This is a genomic window from Streptomyces sp. NPDC050263, from assembly GCF_040655955.1.
In the GTDB taxonomy this organism is placed as follows: domain Bacteria; phylum Actinomycetota; class Actinomycetes; order Streptomycetales; family Streptomycetaceae; genus Streptomyces.
The window spans coordinates 17,628-38,961 of sequence record NZ_JBFAKW010000091.1 but is presented as its reverse complement, the minus strand read 5'-3'; the positions used below and the strand labels follow the sequence as shown (position 1 = coordinate 38,961).

General features: G+C 72.0%; 20 protein-coding genes and 1 pseudogene. 10 read left to right on the top strand and 11 right to left on the bottom strand.

Features of this window, described 5'->3' with window-relative positions:
• Window positions 1-89: 89 nt before the first annotated feature.
• Complete coding sequence (locus AB0J04_RS31830; protein WP_363172060.1) at window positions 90-746, bottom strand: hypothetical protein; 657 nt, start codon at window positions 744-746, stop codon at window positions 90-92.
• Window positions 747-966: 220 nt separating this feature from the next.
• Here AB0J04_RS31830 and AB0J04_RS31825 point away from each other — a divergent pair, with 220 nt between their 5' ends.
• The 3 genes from AB0J04_RS31825 (at window position 967) to hutH (ending at window position 4,675) form a co-directional block, all read left to right on the top strand.
• A complete protein-coding gene (locus AB0J04_RS31825) occupies window positions 967-1,779 on the top strand; it encodes an enoyl-CoA hydratase-related protein (protein ID WP_363172059.1) in 813 nt (270 codons plus the stop codon).
• Window positions 1,780-1,869: 90 nt separating this feature from the next.
• Complete coding sequence (locus AB0J04_RS31820) at window positions 1,870-3,015, top strand: GGDEF domain-containing protein (protein ID WP_363172058.1); 1,146 nt, start codon at window positions 1,870-1,872, stop codon at window positions 3,013-3,015.
• 91 nt (window positions 3,016-3,106) lie between these two features.
• Window positions 3,107-4,675, top strand: coding sequence for a histidine ammonia-lyase (gene hutH, locus AB0J04_RS31815; RefSeq protein ID WP_363172067.1), 1,569 nt, complete (start codon window positions 3,107-3,109; stop codon window positions 4,673-4,675).
• Window positions 4,676-4,735: 60 nt separating this feature from the next.
• Here the strand turns inward: hutH and AB0J04_RS31810 are convergent, their stop codons facing one another.
• Window positions 4,736-5,524 carry a hypothetical protein gene (locus tag AB0J04_RS31810; RefSeq protein ID WP_363172057.1) on the bottom strand — a complete coding sequence of 263 codons (789 nt, stop codon included), beginning with the start codon at window positions 5,522-5,524 and terminating at the stop codon, window positions 4,736-4,738.
• 42 nt (window positions 5,525-5,566) lie between these two features.
• Complete coding sequence (locus tag AB0J04_RS31805) at window positions 5,567-5,929, bottom strand: LAETG motif-containing sortase-dependent surface protein (protein WP_363172056.1); 363 nt, start codon at window positions 5,927-5,929, stop codon at window positions 5,567-5,569.
• Between the two features lie 109 nt (window positions 5,930-6,038).
• On the opposite strand from AB0J04_RS31805, the gene AB0J04_RS31800 reads away from it, so the two are divergent.
• Together AB0J04_RS31800 and AB0J04_RS31795 are read left to right on the top strand one after the other, a co-directional pair.
• Complete coding sequence (locus AB0J04_RS31800; RefSeq protein ID WP_363172054.1) at window positions 6,039-6,395, top strand: hypothetical protein; 357 nt, start codon at window positions 6,039-6,041, stop codon at window positions 6,393-6,395.
• Window positions 6,396-6,627: 232 nt separating this feature from the next.
• The gene (locus AB0J04_RS31795) at window positions 6,628-7,875 is read left to right on the top strand and encodes an Ig-like domain-containing protein (RefSeq protein ID WP_363172052.1); all 1,248 of its coding nucleotides are present in this window, start codon (window positions 6,628-6,630) and stop codon (window positions 7,873-7,875) included.
• 84 nt (window positions 7,876-7,959) lie between these two features.
• On the opposite strand, the gene AB0J04_RS31790 is transcribed toward AB0J04_RS31795, so the two are convergent.
• Window positions 7,960-9,048, bottom strand: coding sequence for a hypothetical protein (locus AB0J04_RS31790; protein ID WP_363172051.1), 1,089 nt, complete (start codon window positions 9,046-9,048; stop codon window positions 7,960-7,962).
• A gap of 224 nt (window positions 9,049-9,272) precedes the next feature.
• Here AB0J04_RS31790 and AB0J04_RS31785 point away from each other — a divergent pair, with 224 nt between their 5' ends.
• The 3 genes and pseudogenes from AB0J04_RS31785 to AB0J04_RS31775 all read left to right on the top strand — a co-directional run.
• Window positions 9,273-10,745, top strand: a complete 1,473-nt coding sequence (locus AB0J04_RS31785; RefSeq protein WP_363172050.1) for an ABC transporter permease — start codon at window positions 9,273-9,275, stop codon at window positions 10,743-10,745.
• Window positions 10,746-10,784: 39 nt separating this feature from the next.
• On the top strand, window positions 10,785-11,471 hold the full coding sequence (locus tag AB0J04_RS31780) for an ABC transporter ATP-binding protein (RefSeq protein ID WP_363172049.1): 687 nt from the start codon (window positions 10,785-10,787) through the stop codon (window positions 11,469-11,471).
• Window positions 11,472-11,605: 134 nt separating this feature from the next.
• Window positions 11,606-12,022 (top strand): annotated as a pseudogene (locus AB0J04_RS31775) (group II truncated hemoglobin); the annotation flags it as partial.
• Between the two features lie 31 nt (window positions 12,023-12,053).
• On the opposite strand, the gene AB0J04_RS31770 reads toward AB0J04_RS31775, so the two are convergent.
• On the bottom strand, window positions 12,054-12,959 hold the full coding sequence (locus AB0J04_RS31770) for a helix-turn-helix transcriptional regulator (protein WP_363172048.1): 906 nt from the start codon (window positions 12,957-12,959) through the stop codon (window positions 12,054-12,056).
• Window positions 12,960-13,132: 173 nt separating this feature from the next.
• Between AB0J04_RS31770 and AB0J04_RS31765 the strand changes: the two genes are divergently transcribed.
• Complete coding sequence (locus AB0J04_RS31765) at window positions 13,133-14,173, top strand: NAD(P)-dependent alcohol dehydrogenase (RefSeq protein WP_363172047.1); 1,041 nt, start codon at window positions 13,133-13,135, stop codon at window positions 14,171-14,173.
• Between the two features lie 77 nt (window positions 14,174-14,250).
• On the opposite strand, the gene AB0J04_RS31760 is transcribed toward AB0J04_RS31765, so the two are convergent.
• The 6 genes from AB0J04_RS31760 to AB0J04_RS31735 all read right to left on the bottom strand — a co-directional run bounded on the left by AB0J04_RS31760 (window position 14,251) and on the right by AB0J04_RS31735 (window position 20,169).
• Window positions 14,251-14,676: a hypothetical protein gene (locus AB0J04_RS31760; RefSeq protein ID WP_363172046.1), complete on the bottom strand. Its 426-nt coding sequence runs from the start codon at window positions 14,674-14,676 to the stop codon at window positions 14,251-14,253.
• A 5-nt stretch (window positions 14,677-14,681) separates the two neighbouring features.
• Entirely contained in the window at window positions 14,682-15,800 is a 1,119-nt protein-coding gene (locus AB0J04_RS31755) for an iron ABC transporter permease (protein WP_363172045.1), read from the bottom strand.
• Window positions 15,797-16,783 carry an iron ABC transporter permease gene (locus AB0J04_RS31750; protein ID WP_363172044.1) on the bottom strand — a complete coding sequence of 329 codons (987 nt, stop codon included), beginning with the start codon at window positions 16,781-16,783 and terminating at the stop codon, window positions 15,797-15,799. The genes AB0J04_RS31755 and AB0J04_RS31750 overlap by 4 nt, the downstream gene beginning before the upstream one ends.
• Window positions 16,784-16,790: 7 nt before the next feature.
• Window positions 16,791-17,846 (bottom strand): iron-siderophore ABC transporter substrate-binding protein, encoded by a 1,056-nt coding sequence (locus tag AB0J04_RS31745; RefSeq protein WP_363172065.1) that lies wholly within the window; start codon window positions 17,844-17,846, stop codon window positions 16,791-16,793.
• A gap of 143 nt (window positions 17,847-17,989) precedes the next feature.
• Window positions 17,990-19,120 carry a serine hydrolase domain-containing protein gene (locus AB0J04_RS31740; protein ID WP_363172043.1) on the bottom strand — a complete coding sequence of 377 codons (1,131 nt, stop codon included), beginning with the start codon at window positions 19,118-19,120 and terminating at the stop codon, window positions 17,990-17,992.
• Window positions 19,121-19,251: 131 nt separating this feature from the next.
• Window positions 19,252-20,169, bottom strand: coding sequence for an AraC family transcriptional regulator (locus AB0J04_RS31735; RefSeq protein WP_363172042.1), 918 nt, complete (start codon window positions 20,167-20,169; stop codon window positions 19,252-19,254).
• 52 nt (window positions 20,170-20,221) lie between these two features.
• Between AB0J04_RS31735 and AB0J04_RS31730 the strand changes: the two genes are divergently transcribed.
• Entirely contained in the window at window positions 20,222-21,184 is a 963-nt protein-coding gene (locus AB0J04_RS31730; protein ID WP_363172041.1) for a DMT family transporter, read from the top strand.
• Window positions 21,185-21,334 lie beyond the last annotated feature (150 nt).

Sequence of the window (21,334 nt, the reverse complement as noted above, 5' to 3'; positions counted from 1 at the left end):
CCTCGTACTGGACGTACTTGGGCTTTCGGCCGGTGCGGCGAGAGTGCGTGCCGGGCGTCGCGACGGGGCGAACGTTGCCTGCCGCGGCACTAGCGGGACGTCAGCGGGTCCACGCAGAGGCCGATGATCGGGACGCAGACGCCCGGGTGGCGTGGGGCGTCGGGGTCGTCCGGCTGGGGTTCCGGCGCGGGTACGGGTGCGGGGGCCGCGGTCGTCGGGGCCGACTGCGGGGGCGTCGGCGCCGTGGGCGCGGGTCGTGGGGCCTGGGGCGGCGCGGTCGGGGTGTAGGTCGCGCCCGGGGTGAGGGCGACGGACGTCGGGGAGCCGGGGGCGCCCGGGAGGAGCCGGCCCGGCTCGGGCGTGGGGGCGGTGCTCGCGCCGCCCATGGCGCTGGGCGCGGTGGGCGTGGGGGTGGGGGTGGGGGTGGCCCCGACGGTGTCGGCCCGGTCGGCCGCGCGGCCTTCACCGGCGTCCGTGTCCGTGCCGGTGTCGTCCTCCGTGCTCGCGACCGGGTCCGGCCGGGGTTCGGACTCGACGGTGCCTGCGCCGCCCGGGTCGGGGGTCAGTCGGACGAGGCTCAGCACCCCGGCCGCGAGGGCGAGGCCGCCTGCCGCGAACAGCACCTTGCGGGGGCGGGGGCGGCGATGCCGGCCCCGGGCGCGCGGGGCCCACGGCCGGTCGGCCTCGACCGGTCCCGCCACGTCCTGCGGTGCCGTGTCGACGTGCCTGGTCAGCGTGCTCGCCATCGCGTTCCCTCCCCGATGCGTTCGCGCCCCCGATGCGCCGGGGCGGACGCACGATATGCGCTCCTGTGAGCGGTGCGGGATGAGTTGGGCGGGATGTCACTCGAACGGGTGGGCGGGGTTGTTTCCCGGGACGTCCGAGGGCAGGTTCGCCCTTTCGCTCGCGCGCCCTGGCTGGGATGATCGGGCAGGAGTTGTTAACCGTCGTTAACCGGAGGGTGTCGTGAGCGGAGTCGGCGAGGAGCGGTTCGGGGAGTTCGTGCTGGTGCGGCGGCACGGGGAGGGCGGGCACGTCGCGGAGCTGGCCCTGGACCGGCCGAAGGCCATGAACGCCGTCTCCACCGACATGGCCCGGTCGATCGCCGGGGCGTGCGCGGCGCTGGGCGAGGACCGGGACGTCCGGGTGGTCGTGCTGACCTCGACGCACGAGCGGGCGTTCTGCGTCGGCGCCGACCTGAAGGAGCGGAACTCCTTCAGCGACGCCGAACTGCTGCGCCAGCGGCCGCTCGCCCGCGGGGCGTACACGGGGGTGCTGGAGCTGGCGGTGCCCACGGTCGCGGCGGTGCACGGCTTCGCGCTGGGCGGCGGGTTCGAGCTGGCGCTGGCCTGCGATCTGATCGTGGCGGACGGTACGGCCGTGGTGGGGCTGCCGGAGGTGTCGGTGGGCGTGATCCCCGGGGGCGGCGGGACGCAGTTGCTGCCGCGCCGGGTGGGCGCGGCGCGGGCGGCCGAGCTGATCTTCACGGCGCGCCGGGTGGCGGCCGCCGAGGCGCGGGAGCTGGGGCTGGTGGACGTCCTGGTGGCGGAGGGGCAGGACCGGGCGGAGGCGCTGGCGCTGGCCGCGCGGATCGGCGAAAACTCGCCGGTGGGGCTGCGGGCGGCCAAGCGGGCCCTGCGGCTGGGACAGGGTCTCGACCTGCGGGCCGGGCTCGAGGTCGAGGACGCGGCATGGCGGGCGGTGGCCTTCTCGGGGGACCGCGCGGAGGGTGTGGCCGCGTTCAACGAGAAGCGGAAACCGCAGTGGCCGGGGGAGTGAGTCGTGGGTGAGCCGTGTTCGGAGCGTCACCTGTCACTCCAGGTGGCCCTTCGTGTCCCCTTTCAGGCTGAATGTCCCTAGCCTGGGGCTATGGGTGAGGACAGACGCCTGGTGGCCGTGGTGGCGCTCGCGCAGGGGATGGCGGCCGCGCACACCCCCCGCGAGTCGTGGCGCGCGGCGGCGCTCGGCGCCTGCCGTGCGCTGGCCGGGAGCTTCGCCGCGCTCTCGGTGTGGGAGCGGGACCTCGGGCGGCTGCGCGTCCTGGTGAACGTGGGGGACCGGGCGGCCGACGAGGACGAGTTCCCGGAGGCCGAGGCCTACCCGGTGCACCAGTTCCCCGAGATCACCGAGTTCCTGCACGAGCGCTGGGCGTCCGGGGGCGAGCCCAACGCCTGGGTGGAGACGGCCCACGGGCTCGCCGCCGGGCGCCCCGGCTACTGCCACCAGAGGGTCGCCGCGCTGCGCCGCCGGGGTCGCGGCTCCTGTGTGGTCGCGCCGATCGTGCTGCACGGCCGGGCCTGGGGCGAGCTGTATGTCGCGCGGTCGGCCGGCACGCCCGTCTTCGACCGGGCCGACGCCGACTTCGCGACCGTCCTCGCCGCCGTGGTCGCCGCCGGGCTCGCCCAGACCGAGCGGCTGGAGGAGGCCCGCCGGCTCGCCTTCACCGACGCCCTGACCGGCCTGGCCAACCGCCGCGCCGTCGACGTACGGCTGGAGGAGGCGGTGGAGCGGCACCGTGCGGAGGGGGTCGTCGTCAGCCTCGTCGTGTGCGACCTGAACGGGCTGAAGCGGGTCAACGACACCTGCGGGCACGCCGTCGGGGACCGGCTCCTGGAGCGGTTCGGGTCGGTGCTGTCGCTGTGCGGGGCCATGCTGCCCGGCGCGCTGGCCGCCCGGCTCGGCGGGGACGAGTTCTGCCTGCTGGCCGTCGGGCCGGCCGCGGACGACGTCGTCAAGGTCGCCGACGACCTCTGCCGCCGGGCCGGTGAGCTGGAGCTCGGCGAGGGCGTCGCCTGCGGGGTCGCCTCCACCGAGGACCCCATCGGGCCGGTGCGCTCCGCCCGCCGGCTGTTCCGGCTGGCCGACGCCGCCCAGTACCGGGCCAAGGCGGTACGGGCCGCCCGGCCGGTGGTCGCCGGGCGGCAGGGGCCGGACGACCCCGTCGTGCGCCTCGCCGACGAGCCTCCCGGTGAGCGGCCGGCCGCCGAGCGGCGACGGTTCCGCGGACGGCCGTGACGTATCGGGCCGTGACCCATTCGGTAAGGGGCGAACAGGCACCCCACTCGTGACATCCTCGTCTTCACTGCGTACGCTCCTGAATATGGATATGCACACTGTGGTGGTGGGGACGTCCGGAGTGACCGCGTCCGACGTACTCGCCGTGGCGCGCGACAGCGCCCGGATCGAGCTCTCCCAGGACGCGGTCGCGGCCCTCGCCGCGGCCCGCGAGATCGTGGACGCGCTGGCGGCCAAGCCCGAGCCCGTCTACGGCGTCTCCACCGGTTTCGGCGCCCTCGCCACCCGGCACATCAGCCCGGAGCTGCGCGCCCAGCTTCAGCGCAACATCGTCCGCTCGCACGCCGCCGGCATGGGCCCGCGGGTGGAGCGGGAGGTCGTCCGCGCGCTGATGTTCCTGCGGCTGAAGACCCTCTGCTCCGGGCACACCGGTGTCCGGCCCGAGGTCGCGCAGACCATGGCCGACATCCTGAACGCCGGCATCACCCCCGTCGTCCACGAGTACGGCTCCCTCGGCTGCTCCGGCGACCTGGCCCCGCTCTCGCACTGCGCCCTCACCCTCATGGGCGAGGGGGACGCGGAGGGCCCGGACGGCGTCGTGGCGCCCGCGGGCGAGCTGCTGGCCGCCCACGGCATCGCCTCCGTCGAACTGCGCGAGAAGGAGGGCCTGGCGCTCCTCAACGGCACCGACGGCATGCTCGGCATGCTGGTCATGGCCCTCGCCGACCTCGACATGCTCTACAAGTCCGCCGACGTCACGGCCGCGCTCAGCCTGGAGGCGCTGCTCGGCACCGACAAGGTCCTCGCGCCCGAGCTGCACGCCATCCGCCCGCACCCGGGACAGGGCGCCTCGGCCGCCAACATGCTCGCCGTGCTGGCGGGTTCGGAGCTCACCGGCCACCACCAGGACGACGCGCCCCGCGTCCAGGACGCCTACTCCGTGCGCTGCGCCCCGCAGGTCGCCGGCGCCGGCCGCGACACGATGGCCCACGCCCGGCTCGTCGCCGAGCGGGAGCTGGCCTCGGCGGTCGACAACCCGGTGGTGCTGCCTGGGGGCCCCTCCCAGGCTTTCGGCACTGGGGGAGGGCGCGTCGAGTCCAACGGCAACTTCCACGGGGCGCCGGTCGCCTACGTGCTGGACTTCCTCGCGATCGCCGTCGCCGACCTCGCCTCCATCGCCGAGCGCCGCACCGACCGGCTGCTCGACAAGAACCGCAGCCACGGCCTCCCGCCGTTCCTCGCGGACGACGCCGGCGTCGACTCCGGGCTGATGATCGCCCAGTACACGCAGGCCGCGCTGGTCAGCGAGCTGAAGCGGCTGGCCGTGCCGGCGTCCGCCGACTCGATCCCGTCGTCCGCCATGCAGGAGGACCACGTCTCGATGGGCTGGTCCGCGGCCCGCAAGCTGCGCACCGCGATCGACAACCTGACGCGCGTCATCGCGGTCGAGCTGTACGCCGCCACGCGCGGTGTGGAACTGCGCGAGGGGCTGACGCCGGCGCCGGCGACCCGCGCGGTCATCGAGGCGGTACGCAAGGCCGGCGTCCAGGGCCCCGGCCCGGACCGGTTCCTCGCGCCCGACCTCGCGGCGGCGGACGCGTTCGTGCGCGCCGGGCGGCTCGTCGAGGCGGTGGAGACGGTCACCGGGCCGCTGCGGTGACACGGGTGGGGCCCTGCCGCAAGGAGTTGCGGCAGGGCCCTGATGTCCTGAGCGTGCGGGTTACTTGAGCTTCGCGACCTGGGCGGTGATGACGGCCGCCGGGACGTCGCCCATGTCGCCGCCCTCCGACATCGCGGAGAAGTTCACCGTGTAGAACGTGGCGACGGTGTTGCCCTTGCGTACCACGTCGCTGTGGAAGGTGGCCGTGCCCGCGCCGTCCATGTCGACGTCCTCGGTGAACGCGAGCGACTCGTCGCCCGTCCCGGAGGCCTTCTCGGCGGCGACCTTGGTGACCTTCGTGCTCTCGCTGTCGGCCGAGAGGGCGTAGCCCGCGGCGCAGGCGGTGATGCCGTCGGAGACGGCCTTCATGGCCTTCGCGGCGCCGTCGCCCTCGTAGGAGGAGAGGCCCACGAACGTGATGTCGATGTCGAAGGCGTCCGCGAGGTCCTCCGGCTGCGCGGTGGCGGTGGACGCCTTGTCCTCGGAGACGCTGTTGCTGGCGTTGGCGTCCGTGTCGCCCGGGGCGAGACCGGCCGTGGCCCAGGCGAGCGGGTCGCAGGCCGGCTTGTCGGTCTTCACCTGGGTCTTGGCCTTCGGGAGGGTGTCGTCCCCCGAGTCGACCTTGTAGCCCTTCACCTCGCCCTGGGCGAGCAGCAGCTTCTCCAGTTCGGCGGCGGTGAACGCCTTCGCGGCCGGGGCCGAGGAGGAGGTGGACGCGGACGCCGACGCGGACGTCTTGGCGTCCGTGGAGTCCTTCGATCCCTCGTCCGAGCAGGCGGTGAGGAGGGAGAGCGACAGTGCGCCTATTGCGGCAGTGGCGCACAGCCGCGCCCCCGAGGTTCTCTTCATGAGCGAACTATGAAGAGCCTGTCAAAGAAGAGTCAAATCAATTCAAAAACCCAGACGTTCGCGACGAATGGAATAAACCACGAAGCCGGCGCCCAGGGCGAGGAGCGCGGTCCCTCCGACGACATAGGGCGTCGTGTCGAAGCTTCCGGTGTCGGCGAGCCGGGTGCCGTCGTCGGCCATGGTCCTGGCCGCCGCCTGCTCGGCCGTGCCGTCGGTCGACGTCGTGCCCGTCGCCGTCTCGGTCGTGGTGGTCGACGCGGTCCGTGCCTGGGTCGTGACCTGCGTGGTCGGCTCCGTTCTGGCCGGTGTGTCCTGGGACGCGTTGGCGGACGGGACGAACCACAGGGCACCCAGCAGGGTCCCCGCGGCGGTGGCGGTCAGCAACGGACGGCGAGCGGATGACACGGAATATCGATCCCCTTGTGGCGCTGGCGAATTGGCCGTGTGGTCCGATGCTAATGAAAGGCGCGGGTCGCGGGAAAGTTGCGGGAGCTGTGAGCCGTACGCTCCGGCCATGAGCACTGAAGAGACATCACGTTTTGTGCGGATTCGAGTGGAAATTCTCGTCGAAGTTCATGACGACGACGCCGTGGCCAAGGCGGCGCTGCGCAGGCTCGCCGAGGACACGGAGGTTCCGGACGACGAGCGGGCGCACGCCGAGGGCGCTGTGACGGAAGACACCGCGGAGGCCCTCGCCTATCTCGTCGACCCGTTCGACCTGCTCGGGGAGGTGCCCGGGGTGGAGCTCCAGCAGGCGTCCTGGTCCACTGAACGCGTCGACTACGACCCGGATTCGCCGGAGTGGGACCTCGACGACGATGATGTCGACGAGGATGAAGAGGCGGACGACGACGAGCGGGGCATCGGCTGAGCGTCTTGGGGAATTCGTGACCCCGGACGGCAACCGCCGCTCGGGGTTTCGTCGTCTCAGCAGACGCACGAACCGACACCCGCACCATCCGACGACTGCACCATCAACGCCGCGAACGTGGCGTGCCCCACACCTTCGGAAAATGTGGAACGGGACGAAGCGGTCGTGGCGTTGAAGATTCTCAACGGGGAATCTCGGGGTTTTGTTAACGGCAACGATGGAGAAGCGTGTGATGACGGACAGTAGGCGGCGTCGGGGTCTGATGGCCGCGTCCGCACTGCTCGGCGGTGTTCTGGTGCTCTCTGCGTGTTCCGGCGGTGACGGCGGCGCCTCGGACGGCGGGGGCAGCTCCTCGCAGGCCAAGGCAGACGAGGCGGCGGCCAAGAAGTCCTCCGAGGCCCAGATCAAGATCACACCCGCGGACGGCTCGGACAACGCCTCCATCAACAACTCGGCGGCCGTCACGGTGAGCAAGGGCACGCTCACCCAGGTGACGATGACCACCGGCGAGGGCGCCGCCGTCGAGGGGACTCTCTCCGCGGACAAGACCAGCTGGAAGCCGAACGCCCAGCTGGAGCGCTCCACCACCTACAAGGTGGCGGCCAGCGCCACGGACTCGGCCGGCCTCGAGGCCCACGAGAACGCCTCCTTCACCACGGTCTCCCCGAACAACAGCTTCATAGGCAACTTCACGCCCGAGGACGGCTCGACCGTCGGCGTGGGCATGCCCGTGTCGATCAACTTCAACAAGGCGATCACCAACAAGGCCGCCGTCCAGAAGGGCGTCACGGTCACCTCCACCAGTGGTCAGGAGGTCGTCTGCCACTGGTTCTCCACCCAGCGCATGGACTGCCGTCCGGACGACTACTGGAAGGAGAACTCCACCGTCACGCTGAAGCTCGCGCTCGACGGCGTGGAGGGCGCCAACGGTGTCTTCGGCGTCCAGCAGAAGACGGTCACCTTCAAGATCGGCCGCAACCAGGTCTCCTACGTCGACGCCAAGACCAAGCAGATGAAGGTCACGCGCAACGGCGCCACCGTCAAGACCATCCCGATCTCCGCCGGTTCGCCCGACAACAAGACGTACGAGGGCAAGATGGTGATGTCGGAGATGTTCAAGGAGACGCGCATGAACGGCGCGACCGTGGGCTTCACCGACGACGACGGCAAGGGCGAGTACGACATCAAGGACGTGCCGCACGCCATCCGCCTCACCAACTCCGGCACCTTCGTGCACGGCAACTACTGGGGCGCGAAGTCCGTCTTCGGCTCGGTGAACACCAGCCACGGCTGCGTGGGTCTGTCCGACACCAAGGGCGCCAACGACACGGGCACGGCGGGCTACTGGTTCTACACGAACTCGATGGTCGGCGATGTCGTGGTCGTCTCCAACACCGGCGACAAGACGGTCTCCCCGGACAACGGCCTCAACGGCTGGAACATGGACTGGGCGCAGTGGAAGGCGGGTTCGGCCGTCTGAGGACCGACTCTCCCTGAGTTCCGCAGTGAAGGCGGTCGCCCGCGAGGCGGCCGCCTTCCGCATGTGACGCCCCGCACGGGCCCCTCAGTCGCGGCGCCGACGCGGCCGGGACCGCCGCTTGCGGGCCCGCCCTTCGGCGCCGTTCCCCGGTTCGCGTCCGGGGGTCCTGACGTTCTCCAGCAGGGCCTGGCCCTGCCGGTCGACGGCACGGGTCACGGGTTCCTGCAGAATGCCGAACGCGATGGACCACGCGACGATCTGAGTGGACGTGTCGAGAGCGGTGAGCCCCGGGAAGAACCGGCCGCTGAGCAGGATGATCCCGATGACGGCGGTGAGCGCCCCGACGGGCAGCCGCAGCAGGAGCAGTCCGGTGGCCACCCGGTAGGGACCGGCGGTCCCCCGGACCTCGCGCAGGGAGATCGCCCCGGCGACCGCGGCGCCGAGCAGTCCGCAGAACTCGATGAACCAGACGCCCTGCCAGGACGGTTCGTCCCCGAGCGGGCAGACGGTGGGTTCGGCGTTCGGATCGTCGGCGTTCATCGGGAAGCAGAAGCGTTGTCCGACGTCCTGCGAATCCGTCAGGGCCCACAGGGCGAAGCCGGCGGCTATCAGGGCCGTGACGGCGGTCGCCGCCGACATGATGGCGATGAAGCTGCGTACCTTGGCCCGCTCTCGCTCCTCGGCCTGGTAGGCGCCGTGCAGTGTCTGCGCGAGCAACTCCCGGTCGGCATCGGTGACGTGGGTGCCGCTCGGGCGGGACAACAACTGCTCCAGTCGCTGCAGACGCACGTCGTTCGGATCGAGATGCAGACGCGCCTGGACGAGGACGGGCAGGAGTCTGCCGCGGAGCTCGGCTTCCGGGACGAGGCGCACGATCGCGACCTCGACCTCGTGGATGTTCGCCAGCGCCCGGTCCGTGGATCTGCCCGAGAAGCGGTTCCAGAATCTCCTTCTGACCAGTGCTTCCCGGGCCGCCCGGAGATGGGCCTCGGCCTTCTTGACGTACCAAGTGTCGAGTCCGTCGCCGGCGGCGGCGTGCCGCTTCAGCCTGTTGAGCTGCCCTTGCAGATCGGCGACATGAGCCGTGGTTCGCTGTGCCCAGGACGAGTTCTGGTGGACGGCGATGTCGCCGTCGCCGTCCAGAGTGTGGGGGAGTGGAGCTCTGGCTGCCATCGATCGCTCCCGGCGCCGGCAGAACACCCCTGTCTCCATTGTCGATCCGGTGCGCGGATCGAGCAACCGTACGGGTCCGGGTGGCGGGCGTGGGGCCGTGGGCTCTGTCGGCGTCCCCTGTTGACAGGTGCGTGCGGGCTGATTCCTGGTCCTTGGACAGCCTTCTCATGCTTCTTTTATTTGCGCCTTATCCAGTCATCACGCGCCGTACCTAGCTTGCGGCCATGTTCTTCACCTACCTGAGGCGCGAGCTGCGCCGCCGCAGAAAAGCGGCCCTCGTCGTCGCCTCCGGCCTCGCGCTGGGCATCGCGCTGGTCATCGTGGTCACCTCCGTGTCCTCCGGCATGGGGAAGGCTCAGGACAAGGTCCTGGAGTCCCTGTACGGCCTGGGTACGGACATGACGGTCACCAAGGCCGCCACGCCCACCGCGAACGCCTCGGACCGTCCGCGCTTCCAGTTCGACGCGCAGGACCAGGACTCCGACGCGGAGCAGAGCACCGACCGCGTCATGGTGCAGGGCTTCCAGACCCTGCCGACGGCGACCGTCACCAAGGTCGGCAAGCAGAGCGGCGTCTCGGACGCGGTCGGCGGGCTCAGCCTGCGAGTCCTCAAGGTCAGCGGCCAGTTCACCCGCGGCCAGTTCCAGCAGCAGGACGGCGGGGGCAACACCGGCGGAGGCGGCGGCCGGCAGGGCGGCGGCAACGGCGGCGGCCGGCCGCAGGGTGAAGTGCAGGGCGGCGGCGCCAACTTCGACGTCAACAGCTACTCCGTCTACGGCACCGACGTCACCCGGCCCGCCCTCGGCCCGCTGACCTCCTCGACGATCACCGGCGGCCGTACCTTCAAGACCTCGGAGACCGACGGCGCGGTCGCCGTCCTCGACTCGGCGTACGCCAAGGAGAAGTCCCTCAAGGTCGGCTCCACGCTCACCATCAGCAGCACCAAGTTCTCGGTGATCGGCATCGCCACGGCCGACAGCGGCGACGCCGCCGCCAACGTCTACATCCCGCTGACCCAGGCTCAGACCCTCAGCGACTCGAAGGACAAGGTCACCACGATCTACGTCCAGGCGACCGACTCCAAGAAGATCGACAGCGTCAAGTCGACGATCCAGAAGAACGTCTCCGGAACGACGGTGACGACCTCCGCCGACCTCGCGGACACCGTGTCCGGCTCCCTCTCCACGGCCTCCTCGCTCGCTTCCAACGTCGGCAAATGGCTGTCCATCGCGGTGCTGCTCGCCGCGTTCCTGGTCGCCGGTCTGCTCACCTCCTCGGCGGTCTCCCGCCGCGTCCGTGAGTTCGGCACGCTGAAGGCGCTGGGCTGGAAGTCCGGCCGGGTCACCCGGCAGGTCGTCGGCGAGGCCATGGTCAACGGTCTGCTCGGCGGGGCCCTCGGCATCGGGCTGGGCCTGGCCGGCGCGTACGCCGTGACCGCCGTCAGCCCCACGCTCCAGGCCCAGTTGGGCGGCGGTGGCGGTCAGGGCGGGCCCGGCGGCGGTGGCGGCTTCGGCGGCGGTCCCGGTCGCCAGGCCGCGGCCAAGACCCTCGACGTCGCGCTGACGGCTCCGGTGAGCGTCACGACGGTGGCCGTCGCGGTGGGTCTCGCCGTGGCCGGCGGCCTGATCGCGGGGGCGTTCGGCGGCTGGCGCGCGTCGCGGCTGCGTCCGGCGGACGCGCTGCGCCGCGTCGAGTAGCAGCCAACCCACCTACCAGCTCCAGGAGTTGTTGTCCCCATGTACGAACTCAGAGGCGTCACCAAGCGCTACACCCGGGGCAAGGACACGGTCCACGCCCTCGACGGCGTCGACCTGACCGTCCCGGACGGCGACCGGCTCGTCATCCAGGGGCCCACCGGCGGCGGCAAGTCCACGCTGCTCCAGATGATCGGCGCGCTCGACCGGCCCAGCGAGGGCGAGATCGTCCTGGACGGCGTCGACCTGGCCAAGCTCTCCGAGGCCAGGCTGACCAAGGTGCGCAGCGAGAACATCGGCTTCGTCTTCCAGTCCTTCAACCTGATCCCGACGCTCAACGCGCAGGAGAACGTCGAGACGGCCCTCGTCCCGCTCGGCGTGAAGGTCAAGGAACGCCGCGAACGGGCCGCCGAGGCACTGAAGTCCGTGGGCCTGGGGGAGCGGCTCGGACATCTGCCGTCCGAGATGTCCGGCGGCCAGCAGCAGCGCGTCGCGATCGCCCGCGCGCTGGTGAAGCAGCCGAAGGTGTTGCTCGCGGACGAGCCCACCGGCAACCTCGACGAGGGCATGCGCGACGAGATCATGGACGTCCTGCACACCATGTGGAAGGAGCACGGGCTGACCTTCATCATGGTCACCCACGACTCCTCGATCGCGAAGAAGGCCCCTCGCGTGGCGACGATCCGCAAGGGGAAGATCACGGTCAAGGAGAACGCCTCGTCATCCTGACGTGGTAACCCTTGGGTTTGGCGTACTTCTGATGTATTGAGGCGTCCCGTAACCCCCCCGGCATACTTCTGTATGGTCGCTGAGCGCTGAGCGAAGGCCCGCCGGAGGGGAAGCCTCCGGTGGGCGGTTCGTGCTACGCGAAGGTGCTCGACGACGACCTGCTCGCGCCGGTCTTCGCCGGTCTTCGCCGGTCTCGCCCCCGAGCACGCCGAGCACGTCGCCCTGTGGCTCGCGGAGGTCTTCGGCGGGCCGGACAGCTGTTCGGCGACCCAGGGCGGCCACAGTCACATGGTCGCCAAGCTCCCCCAGCGGGGGTGCCCCCACGGCCGGGACATCACCGAGCCGCAGCGCCGCCGCTGGGTGAACCTGATCCGGGACGCCGCCGACGAGGCCGGTCTGCCGGCCGACGCCGAGTTCCGGTCCGCGTTCCTCGCCTACGTCGAGTGGGGCACGCGGCTCGCCGTCTGCTTCTCCGGCCCCGACGCCGAGCCCCGGCCGAACAGCCGGTGCCGACGTGGGGGTGGGGCGCGGCTCCGCCGTACCAGGGCTGAAGCCTCGGCGCGCCGCGGGGGCGGCCCGCTGTCAGACAGACGGTGCCTGGTACCCCGCCCCCGCTCGCGCAGCGTCCGCGCCCCAGCTCGCCAGCAGGCGCAGCGCCTCCGCCGACGGCGAGCCCGGCTCCGCGTGGTACGTCACCAGCGACTGGTCGGCGTCGTCGACCAGCCTGAACCCCTCGAAGCTCAGGGAGAGTTCGCCGACCAGGGGATGCCTCAGGCGCTTCACCCCGTGGCTCTTCTCCTTGACGTCGTGGGTCGCCCAGAGCCGCCGGAAGTCCTCGCTCTTCACCGACAGCTCGCCCACCAGTACCGACAGCCGCGGGTCGTCCGGATAGCAGCCGGCGTCCATGCGCAGATGGCACACGATGTCGATCGCCTTCTGCTCCCAGTCCACGAAGAGGTCCCGGTAGTCGGGGCGCAGAAAGACCAGCCGCGCCCAGCTGCGCTCCGCCGGCGGCAGCTCCGCCCAGTCGCCGAAGAGCGCCGCCGCCATCCGGTTCCACGCCAGGATCTCCGAGCGCCGCCCGATGATGTACGCGGGTACCGAGTCCATCGTGTCCAGCAGCTGCCGCAGTGCCGCCCGCACCTGCTGGGGCCGGGCCGTCTGCTTCTTCTTGTGCTTCGGTTTCGCCAGGTGGGTGAGATGCGCGTGTTCGGCGTCCGTCAGCCGCAGTGCGCGGGCGATGGAGTCCAGCACCTCCGCCGAAACGTTCCGCCCGTTGCCCTGCTCCAGGCGCGTGTAGTACGCCACCGACACCCCGGCGAGCTGCGCCAGCTCCTCGCGCCGCAGCCCCGGCACCCTGCGGTGCCGTCCGAAGTCGGGCAGGCCCACGTCCTCGGGCTTCAGCCGGGCCCGCCGGGTGCGCAGGAACTCGCTGAGCTCGGCACGCCGGTCCAGGGAGGCGCCGGCGGGTTCGGGGCGTTCGTCCATGCCGTCCAGTATTCCCGGTCGTACGCACAGCAGCCTGACCCCGCCAGTGGTAGGCACAGCAGACGTACGCAGAGGTGTGACCTGGGTGAATCCCGTGCGATGCGGCAGGCTGGACGCCGTACCCGGCCCGAAGGCAGGCCGGGACGACGAACCCCCCGCTAGGAGAGCCCGGCATGACCACCGTTGCCGCGTACGCCGCACCCGCCGCCAAGGCTCCGCTGGAGCGCACGACGATCGAGCGCCGCGCGGTGCGCGAGTTCGACGTCCTGATCGACATCGAGTTCGCCGGCATCTGCCACTCCGACATCCACCAGGCCCGGGAGGGCTGGGGCGAGGCGATCTTCCCGATGGTCCCCGGTCACGAGATCGCGGGCATCGTCTCCGAGGTCGGCCCCGGGGTGACCAAGTACGCCGTCGGCGACCGGGTGGGCGTCGGCTGCCTGGTCGACTCCTGCCGTGAGTGCGACAACTGCAAGGCCGGTCTCGAGCAGTACTGCTCCGGCGGCAACGTGGGCACGTACAACGCCGTCGGCAAGGACGGCGAGCCCACCTACGGCGGCTACTCGCGGAAGATCGTCGTCGACGAGAACTACGTCGTCCGCATCCCCGACACCCTGAAGCTCGACGAGGCCGCGCCCCTGCTCTGCGCCGGCATCACCACGTACTCCCCGCTCCGGCACTGGAACGCCGGCCCCGGCAAGAAGGTCGCCGTCCTCGGCATGGGCGGCCTCGGCCACATGGGCGTCAAGATCGCGCACGCGCTCGGCGCCGAGGTGACCGTCCTGTCCCAGTCGCTGCGCAAGAAGGACGACGGCCTGAAGCTGGGCGCCGCCCACTACTACGCCACCAGCGACGAGAACACCTTCAAGGAGCTGCGCGGCGCCTTCGACCTCATCCTCTCGACCGTCTCGGCCCCGCTGAACCTGGACGCCTACCTGTCGCTGCTGAAGACGGACGGCGCGTTCGTGAACGTCGGCGCGCCCGAGGAGCCCGTCGCGCTCAACCTCTTCTCGGTGATCGGCGGCCGCAAGACCCTCGCCGGCTCCGGCATCGGCGGCATCCAGGAGACCCAGGAGATGCTGGACTTCTGTGCGGAGCACAGCATCGGCGCGGAGATCGAGCTGATCGACGCCGACCAGATCAACGACGCGTACGAGCGGGTGCTCGTCAGCGACGTCCGCTACCGGTTCGTGATCGACACGTCGACGATCTGACCACCACCGCCTGGAATCGGCGGGGCCCTCGGCGTATGCGCCGGGGGCCCCGCCCCGTCGCGAGGCGCCACCAGGGCTCAGCCCAGGCAGTCGACCGGCCCGCCCGCCGACTGGTACAGCGTCCACATGATCACGCCCTGGAGGACGAGCAGCAGCAGCGCCGCCGGCAGCGCCATCCCCGCCATCTGCACCGGTCCGCGCGGGCGCAGCGGCTGCAGGAGCCGCCGCCCGGCCAGCGCCGCGGCGGCGAGGGTGGCCAGCAGTCCGAGGTACGCGGTCGCGTACATCGGCCAGGTGCTCGCCACGACGTGGCAGGCGGCCGACTCGGCGTCGACGCGCGCGTTCTCGGCCGCGCCGAACCCGTACGCCGCGAACACCCCGAGGACGAGCAGCGCGACGGACGCGTACGCGATCCCCCACCCCTCGCTCCTCGTGCCGGGGCCGGAGGCGGGGGAGACGGCGGTCGCGCCGGTGCTGAGGTCCGTGAGCGTGTCGGTACTCATGCCCCTCAAGAGGGCCGTCGGGCACCCCGTGGTTCCCGTCCCAGCAGCCACAGCAGATACGGCCCGCCGACCAGCGCGGTCAGCGCGCCGACCGGGATCTCCAACGGCGGCAGCAGCAGGCGGGCGGCCAGGTCCGCGCCGACCAGGACGACCGCGCCCGTCAACGCGCTCGTCACCAACGGGAGTTGGGGCGTACGGGTGAGACGGCGGGCCAGTTGCGGCGCGGTGAGCGCGACGAAGCCGATCGGGCCCGCCGCGCCCGTGGCGGTCGCCGCGAGGACGACGCCGAGGACCGTCAGACCGAGCCGCACCCGGTCCACCGCAACGCCGAGCGCGGCCGCGGTGTCCGTGTCGAGGCCGAGCGGCCGGACCGCCCGGCTCGCCCACACCAGCGCGGGCAGCGAGAGCAGCAGGACGGCGGTCAGCGGCCCCGCCTGCTCCCAGCCGCGGCCGTTGAGACTGCCGGTGAGCCACAGCTCGACCTGCTCGGCCGCCTCCAGCTCGCTGTCGGCGAGGTAGAGCTGGACGATCGCGGAGAGGGCGACGCCGATGCCGACGCCGGTGAGCACGAAGCGGCTCGGCTGCATCCCGCGGCGCCAGGCGAGGGCGTAGACGAGGGCCGCGGCCGCGAGACCGCCCACGACGGACACGGCCGGCATCGCGCCCGGCGAGGCGACGGCCCCCGTGGCGAGGGCGAGGACGGTCGCGGCGGCGGCGCCGTGGCCCACACCGATCACGTCCGGACTGGCCAGCGGGTTGCGGGTGACCGTCTGCACGAGCGCCCCGGACAACCCGAGGGCGGCGCCGACGAGAGCGCCGAGGGCGATCCGGGGGACCCGGAGCTCGCCCACGATCAGGTCGTAGGGGCCGGCTTCGCCGCGCAGGGTGCGCAAGACCTCGTCCGGCGGGACATAGGTCTGCCCGAAGCAGGCGGACGCGAGCATGACGCACGCGAGGAGGAGAAGGAGCGCGGTGGCGACGTAGGCGGCACGGCGGTGCAGGAGAACCGAGATCCTGGGGTGGGGGCGCAGGACGGTGACGTCCTTGGGACGTGCGACCGTGAGCCGCTCAGGGCGCGCGACCGTCAGGTTCTCGGGGCGCGCCCGCTCTGCCGGGACCATCACGAGGCCGTCGCCTTTCGCCGCACCAGCACCACCAGCACCGGCACCCCCACCAGAGCCGTCATCACTCCGGCCGGTACCTCGGCGGGAGCGCGGACCACCCGCCCCGCCACATCCGCGAGCAGCAGCAGCGCGGCGCCCAGCAGTGCGGACAGCGGCAGCACCAGCCGATGCGCGGCGCTCCGCGTGACCCGGCGGGCGAGATGCGGCACCGCCAGGCCCACGAAGGCGATCGGCCCCGCGGCGGCCACCGCGGACGCGGTCAGCAGGGTCGCCCCGAGCGCGGCGCACACCCGCACCGCATGCACCCGGTGCCCCAGCGCACGGGCCGTCTCGTCACCGAGGGCCAGCGCGTCCAGCCCCCGCGCGCACGCCAGCACCAGCAGCGCGCCCGCCCCCAGGAACGGCAGCATGTGGACGACGGTGTCGGCGTCCCGTCCGCTCAACGCGCCCACCTGCCAGAACCGGAACTGGTCGAGGGTCGCCGAACTCGACGTCAGGACGACGGTCGTGGCGCCCGCGGTCATCGCCGACAGAGCGGTCCCGGCCAGCGCCAGCTTCACCGGCGAGGCCCCGCCCCGGCCCCGGACGGCGATCCCGTACACCAGACACGCGGCGGCGACGGCGCCGACGAAGGCGTACCGGACATACCCGGAGAAGCCGTTGGAGAGGCCGAGGGAGATGGCGAGGACGACCCCCGCCGCGGCGCCCTGGCTGAGGCCGAGGATGCCTGGGTCGGCGAGCGGATTGCGGGTGACCGCCTGGAGAGCCGCCCCGGCGACGCCGAGCGCGGCCCCCGCCGTCAGCCCGATCTCGGTCCGCGGCAGCCGCAGCGACCGCACGACGAGGGCGTCCGGTGAGCTCCCGCCGTCCAGCAGGGCGTCGAGCACGGCGGCCGGCGGCACGGCCCGGGAGCCGACGGCGAGGCTGAGCACGGCCGCGACGGCCACCAACAAGGCGGCCGCCGGCCAGGCGAGGTGTTTCACGGGACGGCTACTCGCCGAGGCGGTCGGCGAGCTCGGTGACGACGAGTCGCGCCGCCGTCGGGCCCGCGTTGAGGTACCAGGGGTCGTCGTCGACCTTGACGGCCTGCCCGGACTTCACCGCGCCCATTCCCTTCCACAGCGGCCCGGCCACCACGCTCGCGGCGTCCGTCCTGCTCGCGTCGCCCTGGACCGAGTAGAAGATCCAGTCACCGTCCGCGGTGTCGATCTTCTCGGCGCTGATGTCCTGCGAAATGGCGTTGAACTGCTGCGACTCGGGCCGCGACAGCCCCATGTCCACGGCGATCGACCCGGTGAAGGACGACACGCCGAACATGCGGGTGCGGTCCGGGGTGAACCGCACCATGGAGACGGTCGGGTCGCCCGCGACCGCGTCGCCCTTCGTCCGCGCGTCGCCGACGATCCCGTCGAGCAGCCGCTGCGCGGCCTGCCCCTTGCCGATCGCCTCGCCGACGAGCAGCAGGTCCCGCTTCCAGTTGATGCCCTGCCCGGCCGTGACGACGGTCGGCGCGATCTTCGACAGCTTGGGGTAGAGGTCGCCGAGGGAGTCGTTGACCAGGATCAGGTCCGGCTTCGCGGCTGCCAGCGACTCCAGGTTGGGCGCCTGCCGGGTGCCCACGTCGGTCATCGCCGCGAGCTTCGCCTTGACCTGCGGGAACGCGTCCGTCAGATAGTCCGGGACGAGACCGGCGTTGTCGGCGCGGGTCGAGGCGGCCGGGACGACACCGAGGCTGAGCAGGTCGTCGAGCTGTCCCGTGCTGAGCACGGCGATCTTCTTCGGCTCCGTCTTGACGGTGGTGCTGCCCTGGAAGTGCTTGACCGTGCGCGGGAACGTGCCGTCCGCGTCGGTGTCCGCGCCCATGCCGTCGGCGAGGACGCTCGGAGCGGCGGAGGGCCCTTCGGAGGCCCCGGCGACGAGATTCTGCCGGCCGTCGCTCTTCGCGCCGGAGGAGGCCGAGGACGATGAGTTGGCATCGTTGTCAGAGGTGGACGAACAGCCGACGAGCAGCCCTCCGACGGCAACGACGGAGACCACGGAGGCCAGGGGGACCACGGAGACTTTCCACTTCAACGTACGCACAACCACTGCTTCCGGTCATTCAGTAAGGCCAGCCTTACCTTAACCGGTGTCGGGATGCGGTGATGAGGGGGGTCGGGCGGTTGGGGCCCGACCCCCGGAAGGCGCCCTCAGCTGTCCGCCCGTAGACCCGTGAGGCCGTCGTACGCGGCCATCACGATCTCCATGCCCCGCTGGTCGTCAGCGGGCTCGCGCATCTGGTTCGTCACGTACGCGACCGTCATCCGCGTCTCGGGTTCGATCACGACCAGTGAGCCGCCCCAGCCGCCCCACCCGTAGGTGCCGCCGAAGCGCCCATAGCCCAGGCCCCAGCTGACCGGCATGCCCAGGACGCGGTCCTCGCCGCTGAACTGCTCCTCCCACGCGCGGTCACAGCCCGCCTGCGACAGCAGCCGCACCCCGCGCAGCGAGCCGCCGCAGGCCATCACCGACTGGACCAGGGCGACCGAGCGGGCATTGCCGAATCCGCTCGCCGCGGGGATCTGCGCCCGGCGCCAGGCCACGCTGTTGCCGTCGCGGACCCGCAGCACGGTCCCGGCGGTCGGGGCCGCGGCGGCGCCGGGCGCGCTCGCGGCGTAGTCCTCGTCCTGGGACGGCGGCGGGATCGTCGGCGCGACCCGGTGGTCGTGCTCGGCCGGCAGCCCCATCCGGAAGTCCGCGCCCAGCGGTCCGGCGATCTCGTCCGCGAAGAACTCGCCGGGACTCCGGCCGGTGATCCGGCGGACGACCTCGCCCACGAGGAACCCCTGGGTGAGCGAGTGGTACCCGACCGCGGTGCCCGGCTCCCACTGCGGCGCCGTCGCGGCCAGTCGTGCCGTCGCGGCCGGCCAGTCGTAGACCTCCGCCACCGGTCCTTCCCAGTCGGGCAGGCCCGCGGTGTGCGAGAGCAGGTGCCGTACCAGCACCCCCTCCTTGCCCGCAGCGGCGAACTCCGGCCAGTACCGGGCCACCGGCGCGTCCGGATCGAGCTGCCCACGGTCGGCCAGCACCAGCGCGCACAGGGCCGTCATCGTCTTGGTGACGGAGAAGACGTTGACGATCGTGTCCCGCTGCCACGGAACCGTGCGTTCCGCGTCGGCGAATCCGCCCCAGACGTCCACCACCGGCTCGCCGTCCACGAAGACGGCCACCGAGCCGCCGGCGTCCCCGCCGTCCAGCAGCGCGGCGAGCGCGGTGGGCACCGCGGTGAAGAGATCGTCGTACGAGCCCTGAATGCCGGTCGTGTGAGCGATGTCAGCCATGTCTGCCATCTAGCCTCCGGCGGGCCGCCCACGGCAACCGAATTTGTCGCCGCGCGACGGCGGCACCAGACGGCGGCACCCGATGGCACCCGATGGCACTCGATGGCACTCGATGGCGGCACCCGACGGCATCACCCCACGGCCCGCAGGAAGGTTCCCGGGGTGATGCCGTAGACCCGCTTGAACCAGCGGTGCAAATGCGCCTGATCGGAGAATCCGGCCGCGACCGCCGCGACCGCCGCGACCGCCGGCGCCGGCCCGCCGGTCAGCAGACGGCGTGCGTGGCGCAGCCGGAGCAGACGCTGATAGTCGCTGGGCGGCACGCCGTAGGCCTCGCGGAAGGCGCGGTACAGGGCGAAGCGGCTGCACCCGGCCGCCGCGGCCAGATCATTCGCGGAGAGCGGCTCGAGGAACGCGTCGTTCAGCAGCGCACGCGCCCGGCCGGCGGCCTGACGCTGGGCGCGGCCCGCGAGCGTCCGTACCCGCGGAGCCCGGGTGGCACCGCGTTCGGCCATCGCGAGGACGGCGTCGACCAGGAGTTCTTCCTGCCTCAACCGCGTCAGCCGGGTCGTCCGGCGCGAGCGGTCGACCAGTGCGGCGTGCAGCCGGGTCAGGGCGACGGTCAGGGTGGGGTCGTCCAGGACGGGCCGTACGAACAGCGGCATGCCGCCGCCGCGGCTCCCGCGCCCGTCGCCGACGCCACCGACACCACCGGCACCACCGGCACCACCGGCGTCGGCGAGCGTGTCGCGGACGATCGACGGCCCGATGTGCACGATGCGGTACTGGTAGCCGAGGTCCGCCGCCGCCCGCCCGTCGTGCACCTCGTCGGGGTTGAAGGCCATGACCATGCCCGCGCCACTGGTGTGGGCCGCCCCTCGGCAGCGGAAGGTCTGGGCGCCGACATCGGTGATGCCGAACGAGTAGGTGTCGTGGCTGTGCAAGGGGTACAGGTGCTCGAAGAAGTGCGCGTGCATCGCCTCCAGCGGACGGCTCCCGTCCCGCCAGTACCGAGCCCAGCCGTCGCCGCTCCCTTGCCTCGTCCCCATGGGCGCATTGTCGCGCGCGCAGAGCGTTCAAGTCAGCTGGGGACGGGGCCCGTTGAATCGGGACACGGACGCGAAGACCGGGACCCGGCGGCCGACGAGGCTCGGCAACCCGTACCTGCAACGGTCGACGACGATGGTGCTCTGGGGCAGCGCCTTCTCGAGCTCCAAGGCTGTCGTGGAGCATGTGCCGCACACCGTGGGAGCCTTGCTGCGGTTCGGCGGCGGCGCGTTGGCCCTGCTGGTCGCCGTCCGGCTGCTGGGCGACCGTGCGGCCGCAGCCCGGGCACCGGCCCGTGACGGGTGGCGGGCGGCGGCCGGAGTGCTGGGCGTCTTCGCCTACAACGGCTTCTTCTTCTGGGGCCTGTCGAAGGCCCCCTCGCTCGACGCGGGCATCCTCATCCCGGTCATGAGCCCGGTCCTGACCAGTGCTTTCCTGCTCCTGACCGGCAAAGAGCGGGCCGGGCCCGCGCGGCTGACCGGCCTCGCCCTGGGCCTCACCGGAGCAGTGGTCTTCTTCATCGGGGCCGACGCCGGCACCGAAGGAGACTCGTCCCGGCTGTGGGGTGACGCGCTGTTCTTGATCAGCGCCGTCTGCTGGGCCGGCTACACGGTGCTGGGACCCCGGGTCCTGGCCGGCATCGAACCCCTGCGCGCCACCGCCTACGCGACGTGCGCGGGCGCCGTACTGCTGGCACTGCTCGCCGCGCCGGACATGACGGAGGTCGACTGGAGCGCGTTGTCGTCGGGAGTCTGGCTGAACACCGCGTACCTCGCGATAGGCCCGACGGCCATAGCCAACCTGCTCTACCACCGGGGCATCGGCGCGGTGGGCCCCGCGAACGCCTCCCTGATGATGTTCACCGTCCCCGTGGTCAACACCCTGTGCGCCACGCTCTTCCTCGGCGAGTCCCTCGGCCGGCTACAGGGAACAGGCGCGGCGATCCTCCTGACCGGAGCGTCCCTCGCCGTGACCCAGGGCAGACTTCCCGGCCGCAGGACGTGGTCGGCCCGGTAGCCGCTTGATCATCCGGGGCAGGTTGGTACGGGCAGGTTGGTACGGGCAGGTTGGTACGGGCGGGCTGGTAGGGCGGGCTGGTAGGGCGGGCTGGTACGGGCGGGCCGTGGTGGGCGGCTGGTGTATCTGGGGCGCGGGATGCGCATGTTG